15 protein-coding genes and 2 pseudogenes are annotated in these 14,860 nt (G+C 40.0%); 2 read left to right on the forward strand and 15 right to left on the reverse strand.

Annotated features, from left to right (window positions below; all coding sequences use genetic code 11):
* Positions 1-86: 86 nt before the first annotated feature.
* The 11 genes from CFI03_RS11755 to CFI03_RS11805 all read right to left on the reverse strand — a co-directional run bounded on the left by CFI03_RS11755 (position 87) and on the right by CFI03_RS11805 (position 8,464).
* Entirely contained in the window at positions 87-590 is a 504-nt protein-coding gene (locus CFI03_RS11755; protein WP_116393964.1) for a hypothetical protein, read from the reverse strand.
* 137 nt (positions 591-727) lie between these two features.
* Positions 728-1,201 (reverse strand): UPF0158 family protein, encoded by a 474-nt coding sequence (locus tag CFI03_RS11760; protein ID WP_116393965.1) that lies wholly within the window; start codon positions 1,199-1,201, stop codon positions 728-730.
* A gap of 139 nt (positions 1,202-1,340) precedes the next feature.
* The gene (locus CFI03_RS11765) at positions 1,341-2,324 is read right to left on the reverse strand and encodes a DUF4303 domain-containing protein (protein ID WP_116393747.1); all 984 of its coding nucleotides are present in this window, start codon (positions 2,322-2,324) and stop codon (positions 1,341-1,343) included.
* Between the two features lie 425 nt (positions 2,325-2,749).
* Entirely contained in the window at positions 2,750-3,157 is a 408-nt protein-coding gene (locus CFI03_RS11770) for a DUF4362 domain-containing protein (protein WP_162862751.1), read from the reverse strand.
* A gap of 158 nt (positions 3,158-3,315) precedes the next feature.
* The gene (locus tag CFI03_RS11775; RefSeq protein ID WP_116393749.1) at positions 3,316-3,705 is read right to left on the reverse strand and encodes a hypothetical protein; all 390 of its coding nucleotides are present in this window, start codon (positions 3,703-3,705) and stop codon (positions 3,316-3,318) included.
* Positions 3,706-3,852: 147 nt separating this feature from the next.
* Positions 3,853-4,254 carry a hypothetical protein gene (locus CFI03_RS11780; protein ID WP_116393750.1) on the reverse strand — a complete coding sequence of 134 codons (402 nt, stop codon included), beginning with the start codon at positions 4,252-4,254 and terminating at the stop codon, positions 3,853-3,855.
* Positions 4,255-4,413: 159 nt separating this feature from the next.
* Positions 4,414-4,953: a hypothetical protein gene (locus tag CFI03_RS11785; protein ID WP_116393751.1), complete on the reverse strand. Its 540-nt coding sequence runs from the start codon at positions 4,951-4,953 to the stop codon at positions 4,414-4,416.
* Between the two features lie 219 nt (positions 4,954-5,172).
* Positions 5,173-6,018, reverse strand: coding sequence for a tyrosine-type recombinase/integrase (locus CFI03_RS11790; RefSeq protein ID WP_116393752.1), 846 nt, complete (start codon positions 6,016-6,018; stop codon positions 5,173-5,175).
* Positions 6,019-6,138: 120 nt separating this feature from the next.
* The gene (locus tag CFI03_RS11795; protein WP_116393753.1) at positions 6,139-6,768 is read right to left on the reverse strand and encodes a hypothetical protein; all 630 of its coding nucleotides are present in this window, start codon (positions 6,766-6,768) and stop codon (positions 6,139-6,141) included.
* A 205-nt stretch (positions 6,769-6,973) separates the two neighbouring features.
* A complete protein-coding gene (locus CFI03_RS11800; RefSeq protein ID WP_116393754.1) occupies positions 6,974-7,198 on the reverse strand; it encodes a hypothetical protein in 225 nt (74 codons plus the stop codon).
* A gap of 345 nt (positions 7,199-7,543) precedes the next feature.
* The gene (locus CFI03_RS11805; RefSeq protein WP_116393755.1) at positions 7,544-8,464 is read right to left on the reverse strand and encodes a hypothetical protein; all 921 of its coding nucleotides are present in this window, start codon (positions 8,462-8,464) and stop codon (positions 7,544-7,546) included.
* 181 nt (positions 8,465-8,645) lie between these two features.
* Between CFI03_RS11805 and CFI03_RS11810 the strand changes: the two are divergent.
* Positions 8,646-8,971: pseudogene (locus CFI03_RS11810) on the forward strand (sigma factor-like helix-turn-helix DNA-binding protein); the annotation flags it as partial.
* A 226-nt stretch (positions 8,972-9,197) separates the two neighbouring features.
* On the opposite strand, the gene CFI03_RS11815 reads toward CFI03_RS11810, so the two are convergent.
* Complete coding sequence (locus tag CFI03_RS11815; RefSeq protein ID WP_116393756.1) at positions 9,198-10,682, reverse strand: DHA2 family efflux MFS transporter permease subunit; 1,485 nt, start codon at positions 10,680-10,682, stop codon at positions 9,198-9,200.
* Positions 10,683-10,823: 141 nt separating this feature from the next.
* Here CFI03_RS11815 and CFI03_RS11820 point away from each other — a divergent pair, with 141 nt between their 5' ends.
* Positions 10,824-11,726, forward strand: a complete 903-nt coding sequence (locus tag CFI03_RS11820) for a TetR/AcrR family transcriptional regulator (RefSeq protein WP_162862752.1) — start codon at positions 10,824-10,826, stop codon at positions 11,724-11,726.
* 255 nt (positions 11,727-11,981) lie between these two features.
* Here CFI03_RS11820 and CFI03_RS11825 read toward each other — a convergent pair whose 3' ends face one another.
* From CFI03_RS11825 to CFI03_RS11835, 3 genes and pseudogenes are all read right to left on the reverse strand, one after another.
* Positions 11,982-12,896: a phosphotransferase gene (locus CFI03_RS11825; RefSeq protein ID WP_116393966.1), complete on the reverse strand. Its 915-nt coding sequence runs from the start codon at positions 12,894-12,896 to the stop codon at positions 11,982-11,984.
* A gap of 79 nt (positions 12,897-12,975) precedes the next feature.
* Positions 12,976-13,576: pseudogene (locus tag CFI03_RS31425) on the reverse strand (transposase); the annotation flags it as partial.
* A gap of 109 nt (positions 13,577-13,685) precedes the next feature.
* Positions 13,686-14,120 (reverse strand): hypothetical protein, encoded by a 435-nt coding sequence (locus CFI03_RS11835; protein ID WP_116393758.1) that lies wholly within the window; start codon positions 14,118-14,120, stop codon positions 13,686-13,688.
* Positions 14,121-14,860: the final 740 nt, after the last annotated feature.

Consider the following 14,860-nt stretch of genomic DNA (forward strand, 5'->3'; position numbering starts at 1 on the left):
CGTATTCACTCTACGCTTGGCTACAAATCCCCAGTTTCATTCGAAAAACTGTACTACCAGCAGCTCCAAGTTTCATAAATAAGTGTCTACTTAATTGACAGAAGACCATGTTTTATTTTGTTTATAGCTTTTAAGACAGCATTACGATTTTTAGCTATTTTCATCCAAATTGGAAGCCTGCTTTCTACACTTAAATAGTAAGGAGATGGTCCTCTTAATTCCGCTTCTACGTACTCTTCTAGATAACATAAATGTTCAATATTATACGCCCAAAGAGTATGTCCACAACAAGGTGCTTGTAAGTACAGAGGGTAACCAAAATACCAGTCATAATTCCCGCCTATATTAATAAAACCATCTCTCCAGGAATTTCCATAAGAAATAACGTTTTGGTTAAAACAGTTTTTATCTGGGATCTTTTCCTTCATCAGCCCACAAGACGTACAAATGAACCTCTTTATCGCATCTGTATAATAAGGTGCTTCAGGTGATATAACCTTAGATTTTTCGTTACAATTAGGACAGTGTACAGCAAATTCATATCCAAAACTCTCTAACATACGGTGTCTATTCTTAAATTGTTTTTTCATAACAACCCTACATTCAAATCGATTTTGGCCTTTCATTTCTCCAGATTTGTTTTTATATATTTTACAAATATTCCACGTTATCCTGCCGGTTAACGTAATGAAGCTGCCATCGCGGCAGCTTTCATTTTGGGTGTACTCTAATTTTGGAACTCAATATCATGTTCAATACACCATTCAATCACAAATTCCTTTATCTTGTTTTCCTTGTAGGTGTACCATTGCTTATCAATGCCAAATTCTATTATTTTATCTTTAAATCTGCGAAATGCGCCCTTCCCAGTAATTGCTGCACTTAGTGCTTCATTGATATCTACATCTTGAACAGTCCTTATGAATTCTTCTATGAGTTCATATTCGTTGTAGTCGTTTTTTAATGTGAAGTCAGCAAATTTCCCTTGTTCATCTTCGAGTATGCAATTTGCTCTTTCAATGTTCTCTCTTTGCCATTCGGGAAAATTTTCAAGTGGCCGTTCATCTTCAGCAGCTCGAATTTCTTCTCTAGTTAACGTAATCACTTCACCTGTCGTAACATCTATATAAGTAAACGTATCCTCTAAACCAATTTCAATCTCCCCCACTAATTCATCCAAATTGACTGGTTTCTTTATCACTGAAATCATCCTTCCCTGCTCATTTTTTTTTTGCATTATTATATCTGTTATTGAAGTTTAAAACATACTCCTTCTGGTTCGGCAGAATTCTAATATTCAGTGTAATTTTTATTTAGGAATAAGCAGTGTAACCATCATCTTAACCATTCGGAAACCGTACAGGATCGATTGCAGTTAGTATTCTTTCTGTATTGCTAGCGTTCGAATCATTTGACTCTCGCTGACTTGCTAAAATAGTTAGAAGTCTTTGTATGTCATCTTCATCGGCTGCACCGATATCAATCAATATACTCTGACATATCCAAGGAGCTAGATTAACTTTCTCATTCGTTGAGGTGCTCTGATCATTTACGATTTTTTCAAGTAAAGTCACAACTGTTGATACGGCCGGCTTCCCAATAGATACTAGCTGATCCTTGATATCAAAGTCATACCTAAACAGTTTCTTTAACGCCATGACATGTTCCGTTGGGTTTTCTATCTTAAAATCGATATATGTTCGACACCAAAAGTCCACTTGTTCTTGTATCGGACGGCGCGATATATCGGCTTTAAACTCCTCATAAGCTTTGATTTCTGGATAGGCCTTGTAAAATTGCTCTTTCGATACCGTCTTATGAATAAAGGCATCCCATTCCTCATCATGTTCAACGACATAAGCTATAAAATCCTCCGTTTTGTTAAACAAATCGAAGGAGTAGGAAAGTTCGTCAACAACTTCAATTAGCATATCCATAAATTTCTTTATGTAACGGTTCCCTTCTTCACCTTCATCATCTTTATCCCATAGCTGATCTAAGACGGCACCATATTGATTATTAAGATCCCACAATTCTTCGTTCTTAGCATCCTCGAACCGGAAATCCCCTACACTGTGCTTAAGGCCTCTAAAACCATATACCCGCTCGTCAGAATAATTTTTGTAACAATCAAAGGTTAAGGTGTGAGCCAGGCCATCGAGTGAATTCCACCGGACATAAATTCCACCGTATGTTGCTTCAGCATCTAAAACGAAACTGTATACATTTTGATTTTCTGGTTTTTTTGCAAACTCCTCAATGGTATTCTGACAATGCTTTAATAGTGTTTGTTTGTAATGGTCGAAATCTATCGTATATTCCATCGTTAGCCTCCACTGTGCCTCTTAATATCTAGCTGAAACTGTTATTAGAATTATTTCCCATTTTATTTTTTAAATTAATAATTTCATCTCTAAGCGAGATGGTTTCTTTTTCAACCTCAGCAACAAACTTTTATAATGTACTACCAAGTACCGTTAGAATGACACCGACTAATGGGAATACAATCCTCTTTGCTGTTATCGACATAAACACACTATTTGGGGTTTCGGATGAGTGTGAATGAGGAAGGTAGTGCCATAACCCAAGAATAATTAAAAAACTTCCTGCTAGAATCATTACATACAAAATCTTTCTCGTCGCAGAGTAATACGTTTTGTACCCTCCATTGTCAGGTTTTCCGCTCTCTAATTAGTGTGTTATCGTTCCCAGATAGTTCAATAAAAACAGCCTTAGATAAACAGTTACTTTATTTCGGGACAACAAGTAGTTCAGTCGATCTCGAAGGGCTACAATCCATAATGAGATAATGAACTTCATCTGCTTGTTCTTTATTAGTTATACTCGTACAAAGATATTTCCTTTTCTCTTTGTTACCATTCCTATCTTTTGAGGGATCTTCCTCTACTTCTATTTTATTCTGAGTATAATTCAAACGAATAAATACTGGGTCTCCCTCTTTAGTGAAACGTGTAATTTTTACACTGGAGTCTTTTTTGTTTGATATTTCTGAGATAAAATGGTCAAGTTTATCTATATTCCCTATAACACCTAAGTCGGATACTACATCACCATTTTTCACAGCTTTTTCAGGTGTCTCTGAGCAACCTATTAACAAAAGAAGTGTGGCAAGAATAAACATATTTTGATATTTCATAATTGCCTCCTCAGCATTTTCCATTTATAAAACAAATTCGGTTCAGATGCTCAATTAACCTGCCTATTCGTTGAGAAACGTCAGCAGCCGGTCATGATTGACCGGCTGCTGAACTGTTCTTATTGAGCTATTGTTTCCCGTTAGAGTTCAAGAATTTATTATTTAAACAATTTATTCAGTAACTCAAACGATATTCCTGGTTCAACTGAAGTTCCACTTACTTGGTCAACCGTTCCTGGACAGGATAATGCAGTAAAAGTACGGTCAGACACACCATTTGTATAATGTACAATCACATCATATCCATCAGTAGAAGCAGGGCAACTACTTGTTGAAATCAGTTTATGCGAAGAGTTAATTTCATCAATTATCTGGTTTAATTGATCACCTTGAATAACCACACTTCCAAGAATCTTGTTTGGTGTCTGCATTTTAATAACAACTGCGTATTCAGGATCTTTTAGAATAGGGTGAAATTCATTATCTGCTTTTTGGGAGCATCCCGCCATTAAGAATATTACAAAAATAAACACCACAGCGCGATTCATTTTTTACCTTCCTTTACTAATGGTTTTCATAATTGACGTATTTGGTAAATTATTTGTTTCAACTCCACTAAACTCCTTACTAAACAACAAGCCGGCAGCGGATCTCTGATCTGCTGCCGGCTTGTTGTTTTAAACTAATGTTCCCCGTTAATCTGTAAAACCCTCAATGATTCGACTTTTGTCTTTACGAATTTGGTCGACGAATTCGGAGAACTCTGGAAGGTAAACTTTGCCTCCATCAACTAAAAGATAATCCCCATTTTTGACAAAACCGACCTTCTCGTTAGAAACAAGGGTAATTACAAAGCGAGTAGGACCCCCTTTTGGAGCTGGTCCAGTGTATGGTGTAATATCTTCTTTGTTTATTTTACTTAGCATGGAAGCAAGACTTTTTATTTCATCCTTAGTTAGGAGTACCCCGTAACAGCAAAGCCATTTTAATCGAGCACTTTGAATTTCCTCTGCTGAGAAATTAAAGAGTTGCGTTTTGGGTCGAATGACGGAAAGTGTAGTTTCGATTCGATATGCAAACACCGAACTATCAAACAATCCAACCATTCCTGAAATAGCAGTTAATTCGGCTATCTGTTCTACGTTACTTCAATACAGTTAATTATTTTGACTTCTTCTTACTGAGATGAATTTTCAAGACCAAATGTACAATACCAAGAAGCAGAATTAACGTAAGCAAAGATTTGTTTTGAGGTATTATTTGTTTTCGTTAATTATCGGTTCAGCAATAGTTAGAAGGGTATCGTCATCAAAATTATTAAAGTCCATCGTTATTGAACCTTTCGTTGTGTTATAGATTAGAAGTGTATGTTTACCAACTTTAGCCCTCTCAACGAGTTCAGTGCCTATTGTAATCATTCCATTGTCTAGCTCTTCGGGTAGATTGCTATGTGTGATTAAAATAGATGTGTCGCCTTGATAAGGTCCGTATAAAATTTTTCTTTCATTGTTTCCTTTTTCATCATCTGAAAGCTTCTCTAGTTTTCCTTTGTTTTTGGTGTATGCGATAACGACTTTCTGATTGTCACCGATAAATTTACCCTGTTCATCCTTTGGTGGGAGAACATGTTGAACGGAACTAATTTCATATCCATCAATTTTAGGTATTTTAAAAGAGGATGCTATTTGATCTACGTTCTTTTGCGCTTCAGCTAATTCATCCTTCGAACTATTTTTTTGACATCCTGAAATTAATAATACGATTGCTAAAAAGAATATGATTCCAAATTTTTTCATAAATATCGCCCCTCATTTTAGATTTTACATTTTAGGAAAGTCCAGTGCATATAAGTTATATATTCATTAAATCCTTGTCAGCCCCTTTAAATATTCCTTATTTTGGGATCATTGTTCATTAAGTATATACGTAATGAAGCTCTATTTGTTGCGCTAAACTGCCCAATCGTTGAATAGCGGCGGGCTAAACGGGGACCACCGCCCCGCCGCCAATACACACTAAAAAAATCGCTTATAAAGTTCTCTTCGACGCTCACCGCGGAGCTGTGCGTAGATTTGAGTGGTCGATGCTTTCTCATGACCGAGCATACCTTGGATAAAATCTAATGGAGCACCGTTATCAAGGAGTTGGCATGCATAAGTATGTCGAAAGTGATGTGGGTATACGTTCGCTTCAATTTCTCCCCGAACAGCAAGCCGTTTTAAGGCCCATCTAATCGTAGGTATGGCCATTCGTTTTGTTGGATGCGTATCGGTAACAAACAAAGCCTTGCAGGAGTCCTCACGGCTGGCTAGGTACTTCTTTAGCCATACTTTGCACTCTGTAGTAAAGTAAACTTCTCGCTGCTTCGATCCCTTACCATTAACGATCGCTGAGCAGTTCTCCCAGTTCAGATCCTCGATATTGATCTTCTCCACCTCCCCAACCCGGCAGCCGGTACAGTAGAGAAATTCTAGCAGCGCTCTTTCCCGGAGTGATTGGCATGAAATCTTCAAATGTATGACATCTTCCTCAATTAAGAACTTAGGAATACGCTTATCTAATTTTGGCTCTCTAAGTTTTAAAGAGGGATTCGAAGTAAGATACGTCTCTTCATAAGCATAATGGAAAAGAGAACGAACAAACCGAATTCGATGGCCGCCTAGGCTGCTTGGCTTCAGCCGATCTGCTTGTTTTGCTAAGTATTCCTTCAACATTGCTAGCGTCACTTCTGTTATGCCTAGATCGCCTAGCTCTAACATCAACATTTTATGCTGAAGGGCATATGCCTTTAATGTTTTTGGGCTGAATCCTTGAATTCGTTTGTCAGCTTCATACAACCTCCGCAACTCACTTAAGTTCATAACAAAAAAACCTCCCCATAGAAGCTATTAAATCTAGTTTGCTTCTAAAGAGAGGTTTTAATAATCTGTATGACTCGTTGAAAAAGCGTTCCCAGTTAGCGTAAGACCCGTTTACAAATATTATCTCAAGTGTTCCGGAAGTCTTTCAGGTGCAATCATCATCACATCAATTTCTCTCTCTGTCAGATTGTATAATTGCAAATTTTTAATTTTATTGTTATCAAAAATGTTTTTTACCCGTTCTGAAACATACTGAGTCAAGGTATACCCTCGTTCGTCAGAGCTCTCCATGAACATATCCGTTCCATCCCAAACATCATCCTTAAAATAGCTACCCTTAAATCGAGAGAAGATTCCTCCGGGATATTCCTTATCTACAACTCCACTGCGGTGGTAGTCGACAGGACTGCATCTGCCTGTAATAGAAATCCCAGAATAGTTGGGGATGATTTCATCGTTTTTTCCATAAAGAGTTATTCGGTAAGATTCCCAGCCTGTGATTTGGTGTTGGATAAACGTTTCAATTATCGAATCATGCAGCAATAAGGAAAAGCCGGTATAGATGGCAGGCGACGGAGTGTGAGTTCCTCTCAAATATCTAGCCTCAAGTGGTTTAGAGGGCTTGACATCCCCCCGTAGCAGAGCACTAGAATATTCAAAGTCCGCTTCAATAACTGCCTTAAATGGTCTTGTCGAGTAAACATCAGAACATTCGTATAACTTATTATAAACTGGTATAAAAGAGGACATTTTCTAATTCCTCTCCTTGTTTGTGATGTTTAAATTATTCGTTACCAAAATTAAACTATCCTGCTCTATAGCATAATAAAAAAAGAAGCAGCCACGGATCGCGTGCTGCTTCTTGGTGCGTTGAACTAACGTTCCCAGCTTAATCTTCTGTGGTAAGTATGTTTCCCGATAGCGTAACAAACTACCGAACTAGCGGTATCATAGTCTATTTGTTCTTCTTCATCTGATCCATAACTTCTTGAATCTCCTCCCTGCTTGCACCTGTTCCGTCAAACGAACACATTAAACAGGAACGCAGCTCAATTTCTTTACCATTTTTATCAATATCGGAAACTGATTCTGTCCAGTCCACATCTTGACCACAAAAATCACACACTCTTTTTTCAGAATCACCTTCAAAATATTCGTCTTCGTCGTCAATTTCGTGCATAAAATTTGCCTCCTTGACTAAAAGGTCTACCCTATACCTTTATTAAGGCATTCCATTATTTCAACAGAATAGCGCCTATTACATGTCGGCTGCTGTCGTGTTTTCTAACTAACGTCTTCCACTAGAAGAATAGAGTTTACCATTCACATCGAAGTAAACGTTAATAATACTGAAACCACGGAAGTCCTGGTCCATATAGTATTCGAAGTTCTTCAATAACAGTTTCCTCAATGTATTCAACAAGAAACCTTGCGTTTTTTACAAACTGATTAATTTCATCTTGATTCCGTATCGTTCGAGTAAACGGCAGGAGTAATGAGACAAAGTGTAAGGGACTCTGATATTTTAGATGACACTCAAAACTTCTAGTTCAATATTATTATAAAATGTATCTTGCTTTGAAATGGTGTAGATACCATTGTCACTCCCCTGATAAATAAATCCGGTACCTTTAAAAGCCTCAACAATAGATTTTTTAGGGGTAATTTTCTCAGCTAAACCTAAAATCACGTTTTGAGAATTCTCGAAGGAGTTAACCTCATCGTCTTCATAATGAAAAGGGAGATCTTTTATCATGTTCTCTAAACGGGATATGTACTCTTTAACTATCGATTCGCCTATTTCCTTAACTTTAGTTATATTGTTTTTCTCGTCAGTAGAAGGAACTACTACTATTTCTTTTCTAATCACTTTTCCAAATGAGGATACAAGAGTTTTTAGAACTTCTGTCTCAACCATTTCTTGCTCTGACGATACTTCAATAACAGCCCATACATGCCTACCAGTGCCTGGATACCATACTCCGATTGAAGGAGATAAGTAGTAAAAAGGAAAAAGTGTGGAGACCTTATGTTCAGTTCGATATGTGGGATCAGCGACGTAACCATTGTGATACCAATCAATTTGATCAAAAATATAAAACATTGAGCTTACGGGGTATGACCTAGGGATACCCACAGAAACAGCTCTTAACAATTCCGTATTAATATAGCTTCCTTCTTTTTCGTAATTCGGGAATTCCCATACGTCATTTAAATTTGAAATTACCTTCATTTCAATAGGGTCAGTAATATGATGTATATAAGTTGAAAGTTCAGGATAATTTTTTTGAATCCGATTTACTGAAAGTGAAGTACCTTCTACATTGAATAGAATTTTTGCAGTGTTTAGTTTACGATTATTTATGTACTCGATTGCGCCATCAAATAAAGATACAAAAGGGACTGAGTTTTTTTGTCCAAAATGATAAACTTTAAATATCCTCATTCGTAATAATTCTCCAATCTGGTTACTCAATGCATTAAATTCAAGGTTTTTCACCTCTCTTCAATATTCTACTATAACCTTGAAAAGAAAGATAATAATTCCATAAATATTAAACTATCCTGCCCTTAGTCCCGGAAGCGGTTGGTATTTTTTTACTTGAACTATTTTTTGCTTAAACTGGGTCAAGAGCTGGCGGAGATTCCTAATTTTTGAACGCATTCATGCCTTCTCACGGGAAGTGTCTCATTGGGATCAGTATACGGCTTTGAGGGATGAGACGAACCATATAATATCGCAAGCCATACGAAAACTAACCGACAAACAGCGGACAGTCATTATCTTCCGTTTTTTTAACGACTATACACTTGAGGAAATCGCAACTTGCTCGATATTGGTCTCCAGGCGCTTCGAAAAAACGTATGGAATCTCCCCCCGGAAAGGATGGACACTTTAAACAAGTGCCCCTCCTGCGAGTCATTTGTATTCGTCAGAGTGGCCAAAGGCTAGCCTTCTGCAGGCCGAAATATTCTCAATGACGAGCGCTGTCAGCTTAAGCCCAATCGCCGAGAATTTCAGCTGAAGCTTGACAGCAGCCTGCTCGCTTAGCTTATCGTACTATGTAGCAAGATCAATAACGGAGACCGATTATTCTGCCTGCAGGTCGCTAACACCAGATACAAAAAAGGTTGAGCAGAAGGAATTCCTTCTACTCAACCTCTTCGTCAATCAACGATTAGTGACCCATCATCATAGCCGGATCGACTTGCTCAACATCCGGAACTTCCTTCTGTGGCTTCGGCTTGCGAAGGAACAGACTGAACAGGATGCCGAACAGAACCAGACAGAACGACAGCAAGAACGTGTCGCTGTACGCGCTGACTGCAGCATCCACTGGATTGCCGCTGGCACCAAGCGTCTTCATATGATCCGCTGCGCGTGTTGTCATGTAACCAGTCAGGCCAGCGACTGCGAACGACGTAACGACTTGCTGCGCTGCTGTCGTAAGCGGCGTAACGCGTGTCACGAGGTGACGAGGCGCCGAGTTCAATACGTGCGTGTTCAGTGACATCATCGAAAGACCCATACCGCAGCCGATCATGAACAGCGGAATGAGGACCATGATAAGCTTTGTATCGAGAGCGATGTTGTGGAGCAGGAACATCGCGCCACTTACGAGAGCCAAACCGACAATTGCGAGTGGACGCGCGCCGATCTTGTCAAACAGACGACCGCCGATTGGCATGAAGATCATCGAGCCGATCGCTTGCGGAAGCATGATAATCCCTGTTTCCAGCGGCGTGTAATTGCGAATCTGCTGCAGGAATACTGGCATCAGAATCATCGCGCCGAACAGCGCAATTTGAACGATCCAGACCAGAAGCGTACCGCGAGTAAAGTCCGATGAACGGAACACGCGCAGCTCAAGCAGCGGCTGCTTATGACGCAGCTCAACAAAGATAAACAACAGTAATGCTATGCCGCCGACAATAAGACCCCACAGCGTGTTTTCCGCTGACCAGCCCACACGTCCGCCTTCGCTTACGCCGTAAGCGAGCGTTGCAAATGCGATTGGGGCAAGAATCATACCAATAATGTCCAGAGCAGGTGCTTTACCTTGCTCGAAATTCGGCAAATACTTCATACCAACGAACAGAGCGACAATACCGATTGGCAAGTTAATCAAGAAGATCCAGTGCCATGATACCGCGTCAATCAGCCAGCCCGACAGAATCGGACCCATTGCTGGAGCAAGCAGCATCGGTATACCTAGCATACCCATAACCGAACCGCGCTTCTCCTGGGGAGCAAGTCGGAAAATAATCGCCATACCAATTGGCATAACCATACCGCCGCCAAGACCTTGAATGACGCGGAAGATGATCAGTTGTTCTACCGTTTGTGCCGCTCCGCAAAGAACGGAACCGAGCGTGAATAGCGCAATTGTAATAAGGAATATCCGTTTCGAACCGAATTTATCGGTCATCCAGCCGGCAAGTGGAATTACCGCCGACAATGCAAGTGTATAACCAGTGAACGTCCATTGCACCGTGTTGATCGTCGCGTCAAACTCCGTTTGAAATTTCGCCAGCGCTACGTTAACGACTGTGCTGTCTAGAATAACCATAATCATACCGACGATGACGGCCATGAGCGGGGCAATAATGCTCTTGATCGAGAATTCGGATGATAATGATGCCGCTGCTGTTTGCTTAGACATCTTTCTACCTTCTCTCCATGAAAATTCTTCTCTTTAATTTCATGACCGAAGGTTTTTATTGAAAACTCATCAGTCATGACATACAATATTCTCATCAAAAGACATTCCGTTGTCAATCTTTTTTTGAAGAGAGGAACTACCATGAGCTTGCTTAAAGAGAAAATCATCGGATCGGCCATGCAAATCTTCTCGCAAAAAGGCTACGCGGCCACTTCCATCCAAGATATCGCGAACGACTGCGGCATAGCCAAAGGATCATTATATAAATTTTTTGCATCTAAAGAGGACTTGCTCGTTGAGGTGTATCGTTCCCGGACGCAGGCGATGTTCGAGGAGTCTGATCGGATAAAGTCGAATTCGGAGCTGTCGCCGCGAGAGAAATTCGTGCTGCAGACGCATCGCCAGTTTGAATTTTTTCTGGAATTTAAATACAGCATAAAGGACTTCTACGAACTGCCCATGAACGAGGATGGCGCCTTCTCCAAATTTCTTCAACAGATGCGCTCGCAAATGCTGGTTAATTTTGCTGAGCTGATGATCAGTGTATACGGGCCGGAAATTGAGAAAAACAAATGGGATTTAATCGCCCTATACACCGGTATTCTCAAGGAATATATGATTATGACCACACTCATCAGCAGCCCGTTCAATTATGCTCGTATGGCGAATTTCATCGTCGATCGTATGGATGAGATGGTCGCAGGCATTAAGAAGTCCATACACGAGCCGATTCTAGATGCCGAAGTCATGTCACAGTTCGTCGCAAGAGGGATGAAAGGCTGTCACGCGCCAGCCGGCGAGCAGCTGCATGCGACGCTGACCAAGCTCATGACCAGCATTCAAGAGCTCCAAGTGACGAACGCCCGCAGGTCCGAGCTGCATGAAGCGGCCCATCTGCTGCAAGAGGCAGCGGCTGATGAGTTGCCGCGGATGGTGCTCGTTCGCGCTTTGCTCGGCCTGCTGCAATCGCAGCATGAATTGGTCGCAATTGCCTCGCAGCTCGAGAGACTGTATGAGTCCAAACATACGAAATTGCTCACATGATGGTAAGCCCATCAAACAGTTGCAAGCCCAGGCTCGGGTCAGCCTGGGCTTTCTTGTGCCACTGACATAAGCCGAAAAGAAATGTATGTAGATCTGGGCGAAGACTACTTTGAACGACATAAACATGCTGCGGTCGTTAGAAATTCCGTACGAAGACTTGAGAGCTTGGGGTATTCCGTTTCTATTTCGGATGTGTCCTGATCCTTTGATTAATGGAGGCTGAACTAACGTTACCCGTTAGCGGAATGACATCCCTTAATCAGCAAGAGCACGTTTTATAATCGCTTTGGCTTCAGCAACCAACTTTTCATCTTTATAATCAATTGCCTGCATCATGATCAAAATGGGAATGTATATGGCTATCAATCGAGCTAATATCTTCGTTTCTTCATCGACATCCCCATATTCTTTGAAAAAGTCTGAACGCGCATCCGGAGGCAAAAAGCTATACGCGACATTCAAGTCGCAAGCAGGATGTCCGATATTGATATCTCCCCAGTCGATAATCCCTGAAACTATTCCATTCTCGTCTACCAGCATATTTTTAAAATGAAGGTCTCCATGGAGGAATACGTTTTTGGGTTTCACTTTTTCAGTTCCAAGCTGTTCCAAATAGTTCGATAATTCACGATACTCTTCTTCACTAAAATGAAGGGCAAGGTCGGAAATGAATTTATGCAGCTTTTCTTTACGCATTACAATATCAATCAAATTTCTATGGTCATGTTGAACTCCATTTTCTTGGGCAATTTGCACAGGGAATGCATGTAAGCTTTTTAAAAATTGCGCGAGCGTTGTTGCTGATAACGCACGTTGCTTGTCAGTTAATCCGATTGGAAACTCTCCTGATAAATAGGGGTAGCCTAGGAAAGGTGCAGGATAATTATAATCCCCTTCCCCAAAAAATAGAGGTAACGAATATGCAATGGAACAATAATCTTTAAGCTTAGGTAGTATCTTTCCTTCCATCCTTAAACGTTTAATTGCAACTTCTCTTCTTGGAAAGCGAAATACATATTCGATCCCGACAAGAAAAACAGTGTTATCCCACCCGTATCCAAGTTTTTGTACGCTTTGTGAAGCTAACTGTGGAAACTGACTGCTTATTAATTTATGAGCCAATTCTTCTGATACTTCCCATTCCGCATCCCATTGATTCGTACTTCCCATACCCATTTATCGACTCCCTCACGAAAATAGAAAATAGGCTCGAATAGCCTGTTCCATTTACAACATCATATCATTAATTCCGTAAAACCTGGCGTCCGTGCGCGTATTGTCTTAGATCACCTGTACCAGCTAATATGGCTGCGGTGAAGATCTTCCCGAACCCTTTTGTATGCTTCTCAAGGTCCTGTGGACAAGGGAAGGTCTTGAGAGTCGCCAATGAACGCTTACAGGTCCAATCTTTGAACACCGAAAGATATTCCGGGTAACGGATGTCAAGCCAGCGTACGATTCAATTCTGCAGACGTACACTATTCGTCACCAAAATTCTCGGTCACTCATTAAGGTCTTCAAACGCGCATAGTAGAAACCTCGGCTGACGGAATCTGCAATGGTCAGTGCATCTTTTGGGTCATTCTTTGACGGGCTATTATCCCGGTTTTCTTTATTTCTCTTCGTCGTTGCTGGATTCACCATGACCGTTCACTCATCCAGCGGCTCAGTTTTTCAAACCCTTCAATACTATTGGAGAATGAGAGATGGCGTTTCGAAACCACTATTCCGCGGAAATTTGTAGCTTGTGCGACATGTATTTCTTTCGCCATATCGATCCCTATTACAAGATGGGAGGTAGTAATTTGTTCAACCCGTTGATGTTGTGCGTCTATTTCCTTAAACTTCATAGTAAGAGCTCCTCCCTGATGTGTGTTCTCGACAAACCCATCATACCGAGGAGCTCCTTTTTTACAAAGCTCATTTCTTAAGCTCTACAGGATTGTTTAGCTTAACGTGTTATTGAACTTGTTTAACTAGATCTATTAGCTCAGATCGAGTTAACTTGTACTCACCTAATGGATTTTGATTACCGTTAATGTAATAAACAAAGCGAGCCAAAAAGCCATTCTGACTTTCCCACCATATTGACTGACTATACTCATCTTCCTCGTAATAGACATGGGTTCCATTTTCAAGGTTTATGGGCTGCATTTTTTCCTTCTCAGAAAATACATAAGAGTCGTCATCAATCACCTTGCTCAAAATGTACTTTATTTCTTGTGTGGTCTCCTTATTTAGATAATGATATATAAATTGGTGCAACCCATCTTCAATTCCAATCTCAGAATGGGCCTCATTAACTTCAAAAGGAAACTGTAATGGTTCTGAAAAATCATACTGAATCGGTTGTTTGATGATTTCAGATTGATTATTACTAGTGCATCCACTCACAAGACAACATACTAGTAAAAAAATAAAAATACGAATCTAAATCCCCCCTTACGTGGACTAATCACTCATACAATAATACTACATATTGGAACTAACCTGCCCTTAGTTCAGCAAAAAGCAGCCTAGCTCTATATGCCGGCTGCTATCCTGTTGTTGAGCTATAGTTCTCCGATAGCTTAATGTCTTAATTGAATTTCAAGTGTAACAACACAAATGTAAACTAACCTCAATCTTTAATTCCTAATAGTGATTTACTCTGCTTGATTAAGTTATTCGGTATACGATGATTCGGCTATACTCCATTTTTCAAACCAAGGTATAGCCTCATTTTGAATAAACAACAAAATTTCATATGCGCACTTCTCAATGCTGTCATCACTTATGTCATAGCTAAGATTGTATTTGCTTCCGAAATCATAGGTATCTATCCCGTTTAAAGCAACTGCTTCAAAATCAATCTATCAACCATCGCACCCCTGTATGCACACTAAATTCAGAACCAAAGGAAAACTTATGAATATGGATAAACTGTATGTCTTCATGGAGCCTTGTATAAAAACTAGGTTTCGTTCTTTTAAAACCTAATGGTTTGATTTTTTCTCTTACTTTTCTCCTAACAATCTCAGCGTTTGTTTTTCAAGTTCTTGTTCCATTTGAACTCCTCGCCTGTAATGGGTTGTTCAACTAAAGTTTCCCGATAGCGTAATAAAGGTGAACACGCTATTTAATTATTTAATTAT

Source organism: Paenibacillus sp. ATY16 (genome assembly GCF_003399985.2).
GTDB lineage: Bacteria > Bacillota > Bacilli > Paenibacillales > Paenibacillaceae > Pristimantibacillus > Pristimantibacillus glycanilyticus.